The 16,149-nt window shown below is 70.1% G+C and carries 14 protein-coding genes; 6 read left to right on the forward strand and 8 right to left on the reverse strand.

The window, feature by feature from the left end:
• The first annotated feature begins 54 nt into the window (after positions 1-54).
• The gene (gene mmpA / locus ACFYWY_RS23545) at positions 55-195 is read left to right on the forward strand and encodes a morphogenic membrane protein MmpA (RefSeq protein ID WP_389189956.1); all 141 of its coding nucleotides are present in this window, start codon (positions 55-57) and stop codon (positions 193-195) included.
• Between the two features lie 34 nt (positions 196-229).
• Here the strand turns inward: mmpA and ACFYWY_RS23550 are convergent, their stop codons facing one another.
• On the reverse strand, positions 230-1,429 hold the full coding sequence (locus ACFYWY_RS23550; RefSeq protein ID WP_389189958.1) for a saccharopine dehydrogenase family protein: 1,200 nt from the start codon (positions 1,427-1,429) through the stop codon (positions 230-232).
• 277 nt (positions 1,430-1,706) lie between these two features.
• Between ACFYWY_RS23550 and ACFYWY_RS23555 the strand changes: the two genes are divergently transcribed.
• From ACFYWY_RS23555 to ACFYWY_RS23570, 4 genes are all read left to right on the forward strand, one after another.
• Positions 1,707-2,849, forward strand: coding sequence for a CaiB/BaiF CoA transferase family protein (locus ACFYWY_RS23555; RefSeq protein ID WP_389190031.1), 1,143 nt, complete (start codon positions 1,707-1,709; stop codon positions 2,847-2,849).
• Positions 2,846-3,988 carry an acyl-CoA dehydrogenase family protein gene (locus ACFYWY_RS23560; protein WP_389189961.1) on the forward strand — a complete coding sequence of 381 codons (1,143 nt, stop codon included), beginning with the start codon at positions 2,846-2,848 and terminating at the stop codon, positions 3,986-3,988. The genes ACFYWY_RS23555 and ACFYWY_RS23560 overlap by 4 nt, the downstream gene beginning before the upstream one ends.
• Positions 3,989-4,010: 22 nt before the next feature.
• A complete protein-coding gene (locus tag ACFYWY_RS23565; RefSeq protein WP_389189963.1) occupies positions 4,011-5,225 on the forward strand; it encodes an acetyl-CoA C-acetyltransferase in 1,215 nt (404 codons plus the stop codon).
• A gap of 102 nt (positions 5,226-5,327) precedes the next feature.
• Positions 5,328-7,505 carry a 3-hydroxyacyl-CoA dehydrogenase NAD-binding domain-containing protein gene (locus tag ACFYWY_RS23570; protein ID WP_389189965.1) on the forward strand — a complete coding sequence of 726 codons (2,178 nt, stop codon included), beginning with the start codon at positions 5,328-5,330 and terminating at the stop codon, positions 7,503-7,505.
• Positions 7,506-7,568: 63 nt separating this feature from the next.
• Here ACFYWY_RS23570 and ACFYWY_RS23575 read toward each other — a convergent pair whose 3' ends face one another.
• The 4 genes from ACFYWY_RS23575 to sph all read right to left on the reverse strand — a co-directional run bounded on the left by ACFYWY_RS23575 (position 7,569) and on the right by sph (position 11,681).
• Positions 7,569-8,306 carry a MerR family transcriptional regulator gene (locus ACFYWY_RS23575; RefSeq protein WP_389189967.1) on the reverse strand — a complete coding sequence of 246 codons (738 nt, stop codon included), beginning with the start codon at positions 8,304-8,306 and terminating at the stop codon, positions 7,569-7,571.
• Between the two features lie 163 nt (positions 8,307-8,469).
• Positions 8,470-9,531: a S1 family peptidase gene (locus ACFYWY_RS23580; protein WP_389189969.1), complete on the reverse strand. Its 1,062-nt coding sequence runs from the start codon at positions 9,529-9,531 to the stop codon at positions 8,470-8,472.
• Positions 9,532-9,692: 161 nt separating this feature from the next.
• Positions 9,693-10,613, reverse strand: coding sequence for a cation diffusion facilitator family transporter (locus tag ACFYWY_RS23585; RefSeq protein ID WP_389189971.1), 921 nt, complete (start codon positions 10,611-10,613; stop codon positions 9,693-9,695).
• A 78-nt stretch (positions 10,614-10,691) separates the two neighbouring features.
• A complete protein-coding gene (gene sph / locus ACFYWY_RS23590; RefSeq protein WP_389189973.1) occupies positions 10,692-11,681 on the reverse strand; it encodes a sphingomyelin phosphodiesterase in 990 nt (329 codons plus the stop codon).
• Between the two features lie 250 nt (positions 11,682-11,931).
• On the opposite strand from sph, the gene ACFYWY_RS23595 reads away from it, so the two are divergent.
• Positions 11,932-12,807, forward strand: coding sequence for an oxygenase MpaB family protein (locus tag ACFYWY_RS23595; RefSeq protein ID WP_389189975.1), 876 nt, complete (start codon positions 11,932-11,934; stop codon positions 12,805-12,807).
• On the opposite strand, the gene ACFYWY_RS23600 is transcribed toward ACFYWY_RS23595, so the two are convergent.
• From ACFYWY_RS23600 to ACFYWY_RS23610, 3 genes are read right to left on the reverse strand one after another with little or no spacing between them, the layout of a single operon-like run.
• Positions 12,779-14,179, reverse strand: a complete 1,401-nt coding sequence (locus tag ACFYWY_RS23600; RefSeq protein WP_389189977.1) for a GH1 family beta-glucosidase — start codon at positions 14,177-14,179, stop codon at positions 12,779-12,781. The two genes, ACFYWY_RS23595 and ACFYWY_RS23600, sit on opposite strands and share 29 nt — an antisense overlap.
• A 46-nt stretch (positions 14,180-14,225) precedes the next feature.
• Entirely contained in the window at positions 14,226-15,131 is a 906-nt protein-coding gene (locus tag ACFYWY_RS23605; RefSeq protein ID WP_389189979.1) for a carbohydrate ABC transporter permease, read from the reverse strand.
• Entirely contained in the window at positions 15,128-16,084 is a 957-nt protein-coding gene (locus ACFYWY_RS23610; RefSeq protein WP_389189980.1) for a carbohydrate ABC transporter permease, read from the reverse strand. Before ACFYWY_RS23610 ends, ACFYWY_RS23605 begins: the two co-directional genes overlap by 4 nt.
• Positions 16,085-16,149 lie beyond the last annotated feature (65 nt).

The raw sequence follows: 16,149 nt of genomic DNA on the forward strand, positions 1-16,149 counted from the left end.
ACTGAGTATCCGAGCGGATGTCAGGTGCCGGGCGCGCTCGGCATGCTCCCTGGCATGACGACTCACACGACGCACAGCGCAACCGAGATCACCATCCACCCCGTCGAGCGCATCGTGACATCCGTGCTCATCCTGGCCGCCCTCGCGGGCTTCGGCTGGGTGGGGTCGATGGTCTACGCGGCGCTGACCGGCTGACCTCCCGCCCCTGTTCGGCCGGCTCCCGGGCTCCTCAGCGCGTGGCGGCCACCCGGAACCGGATGCCCGCCGCCTGCAGCCGCTCCAGCAGCGCATCACCCATCGCGACCGCCGTCGTGACCTGCCCCGCGGCACCCGGCAGTTGGTCGAAGGCCAGGCTCAGCGCCGACTCGGCGAACATCTTCGCCGTCTCGTCGTAGCCCGGATCGCCGCCCGAGACCTCCGTGAAGACCGTGCGGCCGCCGCCCTCGCCCACGAAACGCACCGAGAACCAGCTCTTCGCCCTGCGCCGCTCGTCCGGACCCTCACCCGGCTTGATCCGGTCCGACAACCAGCGCCGGGCAGGAGGAAGTTGAGCCAGGCCGAAGAGCGCGCCAACGGCCGCCGTGCCACCCGCCGCCATGGGAAGCGTGCGGACGGCAGCGTAGTGCCGGTAGCGGAAGTCCGGGCCGTACCGCGGCAGTGCCCGCGCCGAGCGCGCCACGATCTGCCGGTCCACCGTCGGCAGCGGCAGCGCCCACGCGCCGGTCTCCCGGCTGAACCGCGGCCCGGCGAGCGGGGCCCGCGCCCGCCGTCCCACCAGTCGCGGCTCGTGCAGCCGACGGTCGTGCGCGGCCCGCAGCATCTGCCGGCCGCGGCCCATGGCGGTGAGCGCGGAGGCGAACGTCCCGCCGGAGAACATGGCGTTGGAGCGTACGAAGCCGTCGACGCGCAGCGGCACGTCCTCGGGAAGGTGCTGGACGGTGAAGTACGCCCCCAGGTCGTGCGGGACGGAGTCGAAGCCGCAGGCGTGGACGAGCCGCGCCCCAGTCTCCCGGGCCCGCGCGTCATGCCGTACGTACATCAGGTCCACGAACTCGGGCTCGCCGGTCAGGTCGACGTAGTCGGTCCCGGCCTCCGCGCAGGCGGCGACCAGCGGCTCGCCGTACCAGATGTAGGGGCCGACCGTCGTGGCCACCACATGGGTGGACTCGGCGAGTTCGCGCAGCGCCTCGGGGTCGTCCGCGTCCGCCTCGATCAGCGGCACCTCGGCGCAGCCGGGATGCTTGGCGGCAAGGCGCTCTCGCAACCGCTCCAGCTTCTTCCGGCTGCGGCCCGCGACGGCCCAGCGGCATCCGTCGGGGGCGTGCGCCGCGAGGTACTCCGCGGTGAGCGCGCCGACGAAGCCCGTCGCTCCGAAGAGCACGATGTCGTACGGGCGCTGCGCGCGACCGGTCCCGTTCTGCCTGTTCAATGGCCCTCCGCCGTTGCCCCCGGGGTCGTGTCGGTGGCTGAGGCTAGCGTGCGGACGGGGTCGGGAGAAGATGCGTTTCCGATCGGTAACATGCCAGGCCGCGTGGCCTGGACGGTCCGCCGCGCCAAGGTTCCCACAGCGATCTGGGCGTGCCGCCGCGGGGGAGTAGGCTGCCGACAATTCTAAGCGCTTGCTCGGCCCGGGGCCTTGTGCCGGGTGGAACGCGTTCTTACCATCACTGGTGTTACATCAGTTGTGTCACAGTGTTGGGGGCTTGATGGCAGCGATGGGCAACGGCCCGCTGGCCGGAGTGCGTGTGGTCGAACTGGCGGGCATCGGGCCCGGTCCGTTCGCCGCCATGCTCCTGGCCGACCTCGGCGCCGATGTCGTACGGGTCGACCGGCCCGGCGGCTCGGGGCTGAGCATCGATCCGGCGTACGACCTCACCAACCGGAACAAGCGCTCCGTACTGATCGACCTCAAGGCGGCGGCCGGCGCCGGACAGGTCCTCGATCTGGTGGAGCGGGCCGACGTACTCATCGAGGGCTACCGGCCCGGCGTAGCCGAACGGCTCGGCGTCGGGCCGCAGCAGTGCCTCGCCCGCAATCCGCGTCTGGTGTACGGGCGGATGACCGGCTGGGGCCAAGAGGGACCGCTCGCCCAGCGTGCCGGGCACGACATCGCGTACATCGCCGTCACCGGCACCCTCGGCATGATCGGCAAGCCCGACGAGCCGCCTGCCGTCCCGGCCAACCTCGTCGGCGACTATGCAGGCGGCTCGCTCTACCTCGTCGTCGGAGTGCTCGCGGCCCTGCAGCACGCCCGCAGCGAGGGCGGGTCCGGCCAGGTCGTGGACGCGGCGATCGTCGACGGGGCCGCTCATCTCGCCACGATGATCCACGGGATGATGGCGGCCGGCGGCTGGCAGGACCGGCGCGGGGCGAATCTGCTCGACGGCGGCTGCCCCTTCTACGGCAACTACGAGACCGCCGACGGCCAGTACATGGCGGTCGGCGCACTGGAGCAGCAGTTCTACAACGAGTTCATCGAGCTGCTCGGCATCAAGGACGAGGCCCCGGCGCGTAAGGACTTCGCCCGCTGGGGTGAGCTGCGCGCCGCCGTCGCCGCCCGCTTCAAGACCAGGACGCGCGAGGAGTGGACCGCAGTCTTCGAGGGCTCTGACGCCTGTGTCGCGCCGGTCCTCTCCTTGCGGGAAGCCCCCTCGCACCCCCATCTCGCGGCCCGCGGAACCTTCGTCGACCACGGCGGACTCACTCAGCCCGCGCCCGCGCCCCGCTTCTCCGCCACACCCGGCTCCGTGTACCGGGGCCCCGCCCAGCCGGGCGCCGACACCGCGGAAGTGGCCCGCGACTGGGAGCTGCCCGGCCTCGCCGGGCCCGCCGAGGAGGTCAAGAGTTGAAGCGCCAGATCTTCACCGCCGAGCACGACGCGTTCCGCGAGAGTGTCCGCACCTTCCTCGCCAAGGAGGTCCTGCCGCACTACGAGCAGTGGGAGAAGGACGGCATCGTCAGCCGGGACGCCTGGCTGGCCGCGGGGAGGCAGGGGCTGCTCGGACTCGCCGTGCCCGAGGAGTACGGAGGCGGTGGGAACTCCGACTTCCGCTACAGCGCCGTCCTGGCAGAGGAGTTCACCCGGGCGGGCGCGGCCGGGCTCGCGCTCGGACTGCACAACGACATCATCGGCCCCTACCTCACCGGCCTCGCGACCGATGAGCAGAAGCGGCGCTGGCTGCCCGGATTCTGCAGCGGCGAGATCATCACCGCCATCGCGATGACCGAGCCGGGCGCGGGCTCCGACCTCCAGGGCATTCGCACCGCCGCCGAGGACCGTGGCGACCACTGGATCCTCAACGGCTCCAAGACCTTCATCTCCAACGGCATCCTCGCCGACCTGGTGGTCGTCGTCGCCAAGACCACCCCCGAGGGCGGGGCCAAGGGCCTCTCGCTGCTGGTCGTCGAACGCGGCATGGACGGCTTCGAGCGCGGCCGCAACCTCGACAAGATCGGCCAGAAGTCGCAGGACACGGCCGAGCTGTTCTTCGACGACGTACGCGTCCCCAAGGAGAATCTGCTCGGCGAGCTGAACGGCGCCTTCATCCATCTGATGACCAATCTCGCGCAGGAGCGGATGGGCATAGCCGTCGCCGGGATCGCCGCCGCGGAGTATCTGCTCGAGATCACCACCCAGTACGTGAAGGAGCGCGAGGCCTTCGGGCGGCCGCTCTCCAAGCTTCAGCACATCCGGTTCGAGATCGCCGAAATGGCCACCGAATGCGCTGTCACCCGTGCGTTTCTCGACCGATGCATTGTGGATCACTCGAACGGGGAACTCGACGCCGTACACGCGTCGATGGCCAAGTGGTGGGCCACCGAACTGCAAAAGCGCGTCGCCGACCGCTGCCTGCAATTGCACGGCGGCTACGGCTATATGACGGAATACCGCGTTGCCAGGGCTTTCACGGATGGCCGTATCCAGACGATCTACGGTGGCACGACGGAGATCATGAAGGAAATCATCGGCCGTTCTCTTCTCGCCTGACCCTCATCGAAAGGCTGCTGTCTTGAGTACCGAAGCGTATGTGTACGACGCGATCCGCACTCCGCGCGGGCGCGGCAAGGCCAATGGCGCCCTGCACGGCACCAAGCCGATCGACCTCGTGGTCGGTCTGATCCACGAAATCCGCAACCGTTTCCCCGGACTCGACCCGGCGGCGATCGACGACATCGTGCTCGGCGTCGTAGGCCCTGTCGGGGATCAGGGCTCCGACATCGCCCGTATCTCGGCCATCGCCGCCGGGCTGCCCGACACGGTGGCGGGCGTACAGGAGAACCGCTTCTGTGCCTCGGGGCTCGAAGCCGTCAACATGGCGGCGATGAAGGTCCGTTCGGGCTGGGAGGACCTGGTGCTGGCCGGCGGCGTCGAGTCGATGTCGCGGGTGCCGATGGCCTCCGACGGCGGCGCCTGGTTCGCCGACCCGATGACCAACTACGACACGGGATTCGTCCCGCAGGGCATCGGCGCCGACCTCATCGCCACCATCGAGGGCTTCTCCCGCCGCGATGTCGACGAGTACGCCGCGCTTTCCCAGGAGCGGGCAGCCGACGCCTGGAAGGACGGCCGCTTCGACCGCTCCGTCGTCCTCGTCCGCGACCGCAACGGACTGGTCGTCCTCGACCACGACGAGCACCTGCGCCCCGGCACCACCGCGGACACCCTCGCCTCGCTCAAGCCCTCGTTCGCGGGCATCGGCGAGATGGGCGGCTTCGACGCGGTGGCGCTTCAGAAGTACCACTGGGTGGAGAAGATCGACCACGTACACCACGCGGGCAACTCCTCCGGCATCGTCGACGGCGCGGCGCTCGTCGCGATCGGCACGAAGGAGGTCGGCGAGCGGTACGGACTGACCCCGCGCGCCCGGATCGTCTCCGCCGCGGTCTCCGGCTCCGAGCCGACCATCATGCTCACCGGCCCGGCGCCGGCCACCCGCAAGGCGCTCGCCAGGGCGGGGCTCACGATCGACGACATCGACCTCGTCGAGATCAACGAGGCGTTCGCCGGCGTCGTCCTGCGCTTCGCCCGCGACATGGACCTCCCGCTGGACAAGATCAACGTCAACGGCGGCGCGATCGCCCTGGGCCACCCGCTCGGCGCCACCGGCGCGATGATCCTCGGCACCGTCATCGACGAACTGGAGCGCCAGGACAAGCGGTACGGCCTCGTCACGCTCTGCGTCGGCGGCGGCATGGGCATCGCGACGGTGGTCGAGCGCCTGTAGCCCTACGGCCCCGGCGCACCGTCCCCAGGAACGCGCGTGCGCGGCGGCCGCCTCGCGACCTTCCGGGCCCCGGCCCGATCAGACCCTCATGGAGACTTCGCAATGACCGAGAGCACCACCATCCGCTGGGAGCGGAGCGACGACGGCGTCGTCACACTCGTCCTCGACGATCCCAATCAGTCCGCCAACACGATGAACCAGGCCTTCAAGGACTCCATCGCGGCGATCGCCGAGCGCGCGGAGGCCGAGCAGGACTCCATCCGCGGCATCATCTTCACCTCCGCCAAGAAGACCTTCTTCGCGGGTGGCGACCTCAAGGACATGATCAAGGTCGGTCCGGAGAACGCCCAGCAGGTCTTCGACACCGGCATGGCCATCAAGCACGCCCTGCGGAAGATCGAGACCCTCGGCAAGCCCGTCGCCGCGGCGATCAACGGAGCGGCGCTGGGCGGCGGTTACGAGATCGCCCTGGCCTGTCACCACCGCGTCGCACTCGACGCGCCCGGCTCCAAGATCGGCCTGCCCGAGGTCACCCTCGGCCTGCTGCCGGCGGGCGGCGGCGTCACCCGTACCGTACGGCTGATGGGCATCTCGGACGCGCTGCTGAAGGTGCTGCTGCAGGGTACGCAGTACTCCCCGCAGCGGGCCCTGGAGAACGGCCTGGTCCACGAAGTGGCCGCCACCACCGACGAGATGCTCGCCAAGGCGCGCGCCTTCATCGACGCCAATCCCGAGTCCCAGCAGCCCTGGGACGTCAAGGGCTACAAGATCCCCGGCGGCACCCCGTCCAGCCCGCGGTTCGCCGCCAACCTTCCCGCCTTCCCCGCCAATCTGAAGAAGCAGACCGCGGGCGCCCCCTACCCCGCCCCGCGCAATATCCTCGCGGCGGCCGTCGAGGGCTCTCAGGTCGACTTCGAGACCGCCCAGACCATCGAGGCGCGGTACTTCACCGAGCTGGTCACCGGCCGGATCGCCAAGAACATGATCCAGGCGTTCTTCTTCGACCTGCAGGCGGTCAACTCCGGCGCCAACCGCCCGGACGGCATCGAGCCGCGCCCGGTCCGCAAGGTCGCCGTCCTCGGCGCGGGGATGATGGGCGCGGGCATCGCGTACTCCTGCGCCCGCGCGGGCATCGAGGTCGTCCTCAAGGACGTGTCTCTGGACGCCGCAGAGAAGGGCAAGAGCTACTCCGAGCAGCTGCTCGCGAAGGCCCTCTCCCGCGGCCGTACGACCGAGGCCAAGCGGGACGCGCTGCTCGCCCGCATCACGCCGACCGCGGAACCCGCCGATCTCGCGGGCTGCGACGCCGTGATCGAGGCGGTGTTCGAGGACACCGCACTCAAGCACAAGGTGTTCCAGGAGGTCCAGGACGTCATCGAGCCGGACGCGCTGCTCTGCTCCAACACCTCCACCCTGCCCATCACCGTGCTCGCCGAAGGCGTGTCCCGTCCCGTCGACTTCATCGGGCTGCACTTCTTCTCGCCCGTCGACAAGATGCCGCTCGTCGAGATCATCAAGGGCGAGCGCACCGGCGACGAGGCGCTGGCCCGCGCCTTCGACCTGGTCCGCCAGATCAACAAGACCCCGATCGTCGTCAATGATTCGCGCGGGTTCTTCACCTCGCGGGTGATCGGCCAGTTCATCAACGAGGGCGTGGCGATGGTCGGCGAGGGCGCCGATCCCGCCTCGGTCGAGCAGGCCGCCGCGCAGGCCGGGTACCCGGCGAAGGTGCTCTCGCTGATGGACGAGCTGACGCTCACCCTGCCGCGCAAGATCCGCAACGAGATGAAGCGCGCGGTCGAGGAGGCCGGCGGCGCCTGGTCCGGGCATCCGGCGGATGCCCTCATCGACCGGATGGTCGACGAGTTCGGGCGCCCGGGCCGCAGCGGCGGGGCGGGCTTCTACGAGTACGGCGAGGACGGAAAGCGGACCGGGCTGTGGCCGGGCCTGCGCGAGCACTTCACGCGTTCCGACGTGCACGTGCCCTTCGAGGACATGAAGGAGCGGATGCTCTTCTCGGAGGCGCTGGACTCGGTCCGCTGCCTTCAGGAGAACGTGCTGACGTCGGTCGCTGACGCCAACATCGGCTCCATCATGGGCATCGGCTTCCCGGCCTGGACGGGTGGCGTGCTGCAGTACATCAACGGCTACGAGGGCGGTCTGCCCGGCTTCGTGGCGCGCGCCCGGGAGCTCGCGGAGCGGTACGGCGACCGTTTCGACCCGCCGGCGCTGCTGGTCGAGAAGGCGGAGCGGGGCGAGAAGTTCAGCGACGAGGCCTGACCTGCGCGGGCCGGGCCGCGGCCACCGCCGGGTGGTACGACTGTGCCGTACCACCCGGCGGTGCTACTCCGTGGCGAACGCGGCCCGCAGCTCCTCCTTCAGCGACCGCTGGAACGCGGTCACCAGCGCCTGCACCACCATCGGCTGCATATGGGCGGACAGCGACTTCATCGCCGCCACATGCTCGGGGTCCGACTCCCGCTCCCGGTACGGGTCCCACACCTCGTCCCGGAACAGCCGGGTGAGCTCGTGCGCGGCGGAGCGGGTGTGCTCCAGCAGGACGGCACGGGCGGCGAGGATCGTCTCGTGCGCGATCGGCACGTCCAGCAGCTGCACACCGAGCCGCAGCAGCCCCGGGTCGAGGCGGTAGCCGCCGTCGGCCTCCGCGCCGCCCGTGCGCTCCAGGACGCCCATCGCCGCGAGCCGGTCGATGTCCTCGTCGCTCAGCGACCGCCCGGCACGGCGCTCCAGCTCGGCGTGGGACGCCTCCTCGGCCGAGTCCGGCGCCCAGGAGGCCACCAGCGCGCGGTGGACGGCGAGATCGTGCGCGCTCAGGTCCTCCGGAAGCTGCTCCAGATAGCGCTCGATCGCGGCGAGGGTCATGCCCTGGTGCTGAAGCTCCTCGATGAGGGCCAGCCGGGACAGATGGCCGGGTCCGTAGTGCCCGACCCGCCGTGGCCCGATCGCCGGGGGAGGCAGCAGCCCGCGCGTGCTGTAGAAGCGGACGGTCCGCACGGTGACCCCGGCCCGCGCGGCCAGCTCGTCGACGGTGAGCGTCGGCTCGTCGGTCTCGGTCGCCATGGGTGCGCCTCACTTTCTCCTCACGCGGTGCAACAGTATTGCTGTCTCACCAGTGTTGTGAAAGTGCCTGGCGGAGGCCGGGCTCGCCCTGTGCGCGGCCGGAGCGGCCGAACAGCCCGCCGGGCGTGCCCACTTGGTGGGCACGCCCGGTGCGTACCGGTCCTCAGTACACGTTCACGCCATACGCGCTGAGCGCTTCCTTCACCGGCTGGTGGATCGCCGAGCCCTCGGTGCCCGAGCAGCCGGCGCTGCCCGAGTGGATGCCCAGGGCGACAGTGCCTGCGAAGTGCGCGCCGCCGCTGTCGCCGCCCGAGGAGCAGGCGGTGGTGCGGACCATGTTGTAGACCGGCCCCTCGCTGTAGTTGACGGTGACGTTCACCGCGGTGACGGTGCCGCTGGTCACCTTGGACGTCGAGCCGCTCTTCCTCATGGCCTGGCCGACGATGGCGTCCGCCGCGGACGTGATGTCCTGGGAGCGGCCGTTGTAGAGGTTGACGTCCCCGGCGGGCTTGGTGCCGTCCGTGTAGCGGACGAGGCCGTAGTCGTTGGTCGGGAAGCTGGTGCCCACGCGTTTCCCGATGGCCCCGCCGCCGGACATCGTCGACCAGGATGCGGCCGCGTTGGTGCAGTGGCCCGCGGTCACGAAGTAGTGGGTCGTGCCCTTCGAGACGTTGAAGGCTGCCGAGCAGCGGTAGCTCCTGCCGTGGATCGCGTCTCCGCCGAGCACTTCCTTCTGGAGGACTCCGGGGACACGCTTGATCCGCACGGCGTCGTCGAGAGCCGCGGCCACCGTCTCCAGCAGCGCCATCGCGTCCGCGTCGACGGTCCGGTCGGCCTCGATCACGACCTGGTTCGTCGAGGGGTCGATACCCCACGAGGTGCCGGTGATCTTCGCCTGGGCTTCCAGCGCGGCCATGGCGGATTCAAGCTCGGCCGTGCTGTGCTCGACGCGCTTTGCGCGTGCGCCGGCGGCCCGGACCTGGTCGGCCGCGGCCTCATCGGTGACGGTGACGACCAGTTCGCCCGTCGCGGCGTCGAGATATGAACCTGCCGTGCGGTCGCCGAGCGCACGTTCGAGGGTGCTGTGCAGGTGGTACTGCATCGCCGAGGGTGTGACGCCCGGATGGGGGTCCGGGGCGGCCGCGGCGGGGCCTGGGCCCAGAGCGGCGGCAGACAGGGCGAGGAGGACGGAAAGGCAGATGCGCGCGCGGAGCGTGCGGCTCATGGGGGGCGTCTCCTTCGTACGAGTTCGTAGTGGGGGTTGCCGAAAAGCAGTTTGGACTGGACCAGTCCGGCGTGCGGGACTCGATATGGCATGGCCCTGTCATGTAGCACCCCGCGAGAACGCCGGAGCACCCGTTCGGCGGAAGGCGGGTTGCGGGTATGTCAGGGATGGATCTGGACGGTGACCGCGGTCAGTCGGCGGACCCCGCGCAGCAGCGCGTGCTCCGCGGCCAGCGCCACGGCGTGGGCCTGCGCCACCGTCAGCGCGGGGTCGACCACGATCGACGTCTCGGCCCGCAGATCGTGCCCGAGCCAGCGCATTCGTACGTCCCCCACGGCTCGTACGCCCTCGACATGACAGAGCGCGTGCTCGGCCTGATCGACCAGCGCCGGGTCCACCGCGTCCATCAGCCGGTGCCAGATCTCGCGCGCCGCCCCGCGCAGCACCAGCGCGATCGCCCCCGTGATCGCGAGCCCGATCAGCGGATCGGCCCACCGCCATCCGAGTGCAGCTCCGCCCGCGCCCAGCAGTACGGCCAGAGAGGTGAATCCGTCACTGCGAGCGTGCAGTCCGTCGGCGACCAGCGCGGCCGATCCGATCCTGCGGCCGGTGCGGATCCGGGCCACTGCCACCCACTCGTTGCCGGCGAATCCCACCAGACCGGCCGCCGCCACTGCCGCCAGATGGCTGACCTCCTGCGGTTCGAACAGCCGCCGCAGCGCCTCGTACCCGGTGAAGACCGCGGACGCGGCGATCACCAGCACCACGAAGACGCCCGCCAGATCCTCCGCCCGCCCGAAGCCGTAGGTGTAGCGGCGGGTGGCCGCCCGCCTGCCGAGGACGAAGGCGAGGGCGAGCGGCAGCGCGGTGAGCGCGTCGGCGGCGTTGTGGACGGTGTCGCCGAGCAGCGCCACCGACCCCGACGCGGCCGCGATCACCGCCTGGACGGCCGTGGTGGTGGCGAGCACGCCGAAGGAGAACCACAGCGTCCGCAGCCCCTGCGCCGACCCTTCGAGGGCGGCGTCGACACGCTCATGGGCGTGGTGACGGTGGTGACCATGAACGTGCCCGTGACCGGTCATGGTCACCACCGTGACATACCAACTCCCTTGCAGCCACTGCCGAAAAGCGGCCTCTGACCAGCTGCGAAGGGCTTGCGACTACTGTCCGGACGCGACGACGGGGTAGTGGTCGGAGAGGTTGGTGTACGTGTAGCTCGTGCCCCAGCTGGAGACCGTCCAGGGCGCGCTCTGCTCCTTGATCACTTCATTGGTCCAGCCGGCCGGCTTCGCGTGCCCGGCGCGGTGCAGGACGTAGTCGAGGTCCTCGATCGGGTCGTCCGGGTAGCGATCGGACGCGATCGAGTTCTGCTCGGTGTCGAAGGAGTACGGGTGTCCGGTGCGGGCGTCCGCACCCGCGAGACCCGCGTCGGCGAGCATCGTGGCGTACTCCGGCGTCCGCGAGTCGACGTTGAAGTCGCCCGCGACCAGCACCTGTTCGGAGGCCGGGATGTTCTTGCCGTCCAGGAAGGCGTCGAGCGCCTTGAACTGGCGGCTGCGCATCTGCGCCGCCTCGCCCGCGCCGCAGCCGGAGTCGGTGGACTGCGCGTGCGTGCCCACCACATGCACCTTCGCGCCGTTGACGTTCAACACGGCATAGACGAAGCCCTTGTTGGACCACCAGTCCGCACCGCAGGCGTCCTTGTAGACGAACTGCTCCTTGCGGACGATCGGCCACTTGCTGAGCACCGTGACCCCGCCGTCCTCGGGCGTGGTGGCCGAGTACGACCCGCCGGTCGCGTCCCAGCCGGTCTTGCTCCGCCCCATCACCGGCGTCTGGTACGGGTACTGGGCGGCGGCCTTCTGCATCAGCGCGCCCGACGAGGAGTTGTCGAAGGCCTCCTGGAGCACGACGACGTCGTTGCCCTGGAAGAACGAGGTCGCGGGGATCGCCGCGGCCCGGTGGTCCTGGCCCCAGTTGGGGTACAGCGTCTTGCTGAACAGGAAGGCGTTGTACGTCAGCACCTTCAGGGACGGCGTCGCGGCGGCCGGGGCGGCGGAGGCCGTCGGAGCCGTCCCGGTGAGGACGGCCGCGGCGAGCGCGGTGGAAAGAGCTGCGCCAGGGATACGGCGGAGCGCGGAGTGCGGCACAAAGACTCCCGGATGTGGTGGGGGGTAGACCGGCGACGCACATCAAATCAGCCGGAGTTACCACCTGGTAATGGCCAGGTGCCCACTTTCTTTCCGTAGCCGGACGACCTCACCAACACTGGAGCCGCCGTCTTCGCCCCGCTGCCCCGCATGGGCCGCCCGGCCCCATGAAAGTCCCGCCCGGCCCCATGAAAGTCCCGCCCGGCCCCGTGAAAGTCCCGCCCGGCCCCATGAAAGTTACGATGGTCAAATGACCGGGCCCGCGGCTGATCCCGTACCACCACCGCCCGGCGGAGTGCTCTGGACCCTCGCCGGTGACATCCGCGGTCTGCTGATGCTGCCTGCCGCCCTCACCCTCCAGGTCGCCCATCCCGCCGTCGGCGCCGGCGTCGACGAGCACTCCGTCTTCCGCACCGACCCCTGGGGCCGCGGCGAGCGTTCGCTGCGCTCGCTCCAGCTGTGGGTGTACGGGGGTGAGGCGGCTGCCGAGGAGGGGCGCAGGCTCCGGGAGCTGCACAAGACCATCCAGGGCACGGACGCCCACGGCCGCAGGTACCACGCGCTCGATCCGGCCTACTACTCCTGGGTCCACGCCACCGGCTTCCCCGTCTACCAGCACGCGCTGCGCTATCTGGTCCGCCCGCTCACCGAGGCCCAGGAGCGCACGCTCTACGCCGAGTGGCTCCAGGTCGGGCGGATCCTCGGCATCCACGACCGGGACATGCCCCAGACGATCGAGGAGTTCTGGCCGTACTACCGCAAGGTGCTCGCCGACGAGCTGGAGGCGACCGTCGTAGTGCGCGAACTGATCGCCACCGACCAGGCGATACCGCCGCCCGACCGCGGGCCGCTGATGCTCAGAGTGCTGCTCAGGACGGTGTGGCCGGTGCTGCTGCCCGCGTTCGTCCGCTTGCGCCGCTTCATGACCATCGGGCTGATGCCGCCCGATGCGCGCGAGGCGATCGGCCTGGAGTGGACGGACGAACAGGAGCGCAGACTGCGCCGATTCGCCCGGGTCGTACGGGCCGTGGTCCCCGTACTCCCCGAGCGACTGCGGTACCTCCCGATCGCGCGCGAGGCGCGGCGGGCCGCCCGGATCAGCCGGTCAGACCGCCCCGGGCGATGACGTCCCCGTACCAGCGCGCACTGTCCTTGAAGGTACGGCGCTGGGTCGCGAAGTCGACATGGACGACGCCGAACCGCTTGCTGTAGCCGTATGCCCACTCGAAGTTGTCGAGCAGCGACCACAGGAAGTAGCCACGCACATCCGCGCCGGCCCCGATCGCCCGGTGCACCGCCGACAGATGGGCGCGCAGATACTCCACCCGCTCCGGGTCGTGGACCTCGCCGGACGGGTCGGCGTAGTCGTCGTACGCGGCCCCGTTCTCGGTGATCACCAGCGGCACGCCCGGCAGATCGTCGCGCAGCCGGGTCAGCAGTTCGTACAGACCATCCGCGTCGACCGGCCAGTCCATCGCGGTGCGCGGGCCCGGCGCGGGCAGGAAGCGCACATGCTCCTCCGCACCGGCCCACGGCGACGGGGAGTCGGAAGAGCCGGCGCCGACGACGGTGGGGGAGTAGTAGTTGATGCCCAGCGAGTCGATCGGCGTGGAGATGACCTCCAAGTCGCCGTCCTGGACGAAGGCCCAGTCGGTCACCGCGGCCGTGTCACGGACCAGGTCCTCCGGAAGCCGGCCGTGGAACACCGGATCGAGGAAGATCCGGTTCCCCACGGCGTCGATCCGGCGGGCGGCGTCGAGGTCGGCTGCGGAGTCGGTGAGCGGACGTACCGCGTGCAGATTGAGCGTCAGCGAGATCTCGGACGTCAACGGCAGGGCGGTGTGCAGCACTTGAGCCGCCAGGCCGTGCGCCAGGTTGAAGTGGTGGGCCGCGCGCAGCGAGGCACTCGCGCTGGTCAGCCCCGGCGCGTGCACCCCGGAGCCGTACCCGAGAAACGCCGCACACCAGGGCTCGTTCAGGGTGGTCCAGGTCGCCACCCGGTCACCGAGCGCATCCGCCATGATCCCGGCGTAGTCGCCGAACCGCCGGGCGGTCTCGCGCTGCGGCCAGCCGCCCGCGTCCTGAAGATCCTGCGGCAGGTCCCAGTGGTAGAGCGTGGCGACCGGCCGGATGCCCGCCTCGAGGAGTTCGTCGGTGAGCCGGCGGTAGAAGTCCAGGCCCTTCTGTACGGCGGGACCGCGCCCGGTCGGCTGCACCCGCGGCCAGGCGACGGAGAACCGGTAGTCGGTGACGCCCAGTTGCTTCATCAGCGCGACGTCCTCGCGCATCCGGTGGTAGTGGTCGGCGGCGATGTCGCCGGTGTCGCCGTTGCGGACCTTGCCGGGCGTACGGCAGAAGGTGTCCCAGATGGACGGCGTACGGCCGTCCTCGGTGGCGGCTCCCTCGATCTGGTACGCGGCGGTGGCGGTGCCCCAGCGGAAACCGGCCGGGAACCGGAGCTCCGTCGTCGTCTCGGGGCGTGCGTCGACAGCGGTCATGAGGTGGGACTCCCAGGAAATAGAGATGGAGCGGTGGGGGACGCGGTCAGCCCTTGACGGCGCCCTGCATGATGCCGCCGACGATCTGCCGGCCGAGCAGACCGAAGACCAGCAGCACGGGAAGAGTGCCGAGCAGCGTGCCGGCCATGATCACGGACTGGTCGTGGACATAGCCGCCGCCCAGCTGGCGCAGCGCCACCTGAACGGTCGGCTCCTGTGAGGAGAGCGCGACGATCGGCCAGAAGAAGTCGTTCCACGCGGCCATGAAGGTCAGCATGCCGAGCACGGCCATACCGGGCCGGGCGATGGGCACCACGATCGACCAGAAGATCCGCGCGGTGGACGCTCCGTCGACCCGCGCCGCCTCGATCAGCTCGTCCGGCAGCGACTGCACCAGGTACTGCCGCATGAAGAACACCCCGAAGGCGGAGACGAGGCCGGGCAGAATCACGGCTTGCAGCTGATTCACCCACTGCAATTCGGCGATCAGCATGAACAGCGGGATCACGCCGAGCTGCGGCGGGATCATCATCGTCCCCACCGTGATCGCCAGCAGCGCGCCTCGGCCACGGAAGCGCAGCTTGGCGAAGGCGAAACCGGCGAGCGTGCAGCACAGCACTGTGCCGATCGTGATCGAGCCGGAGACGATGAAGGAGTTGAGGAGGGCCTTGCCGATGTCGGCCTCCTCCATCACCGCCTCGAAGTTGCGGATCAGGTTCGACCCGGGCAGCAGCGTCGGCGGCACCTTCGCCAGATCGGCGTTGGAGCGGCTCGCGGCGACGATGGTCCAGTAGAACGGGAACGCCGAGATCAGGACGGCGACGATCAGGATCGCGTACGCGAGCTTGCCGCCCTGCATCGTGCGGCCCGCCCGGGTCCTCCTGCGGCGCGTGGAGTGTGGTCGTGGGCCCGCGGCAGGCGGTTTGGCCGGCGGGGCGGCGAGCGCGGTCATCGGCCGGCCTCCTTGCGGGAACGGCGGCGCGCGATCAGGGCGTTGACCCCGACCAGCACCAGGATCAGCAGGAACATCACCCAGGCGATGGCGGCGGCCCGGCCCAGATGGAAGAAGCCCCAGCCCTGCTCGTACATATAGAGGCCGAGGGTCTGGTACTGGTGCGAGATGCCGCCGGAGATGGAGCCCTCGAACAGCAGCGGCTCACCGAAGAGCTGCGTTGCGCCGATCGTCGAGACGACGACGGTGAACAGGATCGTGGGACGCAGCCCCGGCAGCGTGACATGGATGAACTGCCGCCAGCGCGAGGCCCCGTCCATCGCGGCGGCCTCGTACAGCTCGCTCGGGATGGACTGCATGCCCGCCAGATAGATCAGCGCGTTGTAGCCGGTCCAGCGCCAGATGACGATGGTCGATACGGCGATCTGCGAGGAGACCGTGCCGGCCTGCCAGTCCACCGGACCGAAACCGACAAGCCCCAGCACGTAGTTGATCAGCCCGAAGTCCCGGCCGAAGAGCTGCGCGAAGACCAGCGTCGCGGCGGCGACCGAGGTCGCGTACGGCAGCAGCATCGCCGTACGCAGGAAAGTCCGGCCGCGCAGCCGGTAGTTGAGCAGATGCGCCAGCCCGAGCGCCATCACCAGCTGCGGGACGGTGGACAGCACCCCGATCGTGAAGGTGTTGCGCAGCGCGGTCCAGAAGATCTCGTCGCCGAAGAGCGCGGTGTAGTTGCCCAGGCCCCGCCACTCCATCTCGCCCGGCGTCTGCAGCTCGACCCGGTAGAGCGAGACGAAGGCCGTGTAGATCAGAGGGAAGAGGCCGAAGGCGGCGAACAGGGTGAAGAACGGAGCGATATACGCGTACGGCGAGAGCGTGCGCCAGGTCCGGTACGCGGCCGACGGCCGGGCCCTCGGCTGCGGGGAGACCGGCTTCGCGGTGGCGGTGAGGGTCACGGTGCGGCCCTTCGAGGAGTCGTTACGGGAAGCTGCGAGGACCAGGAGCCTTCAGGCCGGTCCGG

Origin of the sequence: Streptomyces sp. NPDC002870, assembly GCF_042888505.1 — a bacterium.
Taxonomy (GTDB): domain Bacteria; phylum Actinomycetota; class Actinomycetes; order Streptomycetales; family Streptomycetaceae; genus Streptomyces.

Excerpts from the sequence above, each read along its gene's own strand:
- mmpA (WP_389189956.1), top strand. The coding sequence starts at position 55 with ATGACGACTCACACGACGCACAGCGCAACCGAGATCACCATCCACCCC.
- ACFYWY_RS23555 (WP_389190031.1), top strand. The coding sequence starts at position 1,707 with ATGGCAGCGATGGGCAACGGCCCGCTGGCCGGAGTGCGTGTGGTCGAA.
- ACFYWY_RS23570 (WP_389189965.1), top strand. The coding sequence starts at position 5,328 with ATGACCGAGAGCACCACCATCCGCTGGGAGCGGAGCGACGACGGCGTC.
- ACFYWY_RS23575 (WP_389189967.1), bottom strand. The coding sequence starts at position 8,306 with ATGGCGACCGAGACCGACGAGCCGACGCTCACCGTCGACGAGCTGGCC.
- ACFYWY_RS23580 (WP_389189969.1), bottom strand. The coding sequence starts at position 9,531 with ATGAGCCGCACGCTCCGCGCGCGCATCTGCCTTTCCGTCCTCCTCGCC.
- ACFYWY_RS23585 (WP_389189971.1), bottom strand. The coding sequence starts at position 10,613 with ATGACCGGTCACGGGCACGTTCATGGTCACCACCGTCACCACGCCCAT.
- ACFYWY_RS23595 (WP_389189975.1), top strand. The coding sequence starts at position 11,932 with ATGACCGGGCCCGCGGCTGATCCCGTACCACCACCGCCCGGCGGAGTG.
- ACFYWY_RS23600 (WP_389189977.1), bottom strand. The coding sequence starts at position 14,179 with ATGACCGCTGTCGACGCACGCCCCGAGACGACGACGGAGCTCCGGTTC.
- ACFYWY_RS23605 (WP_389189979.1), bottom strand. The coding sequence starts at position 15,131 with ATGACCGCGCTCGCCGCCCCGCCGGCCAAACCGCCTGCCGCGGGCCCA.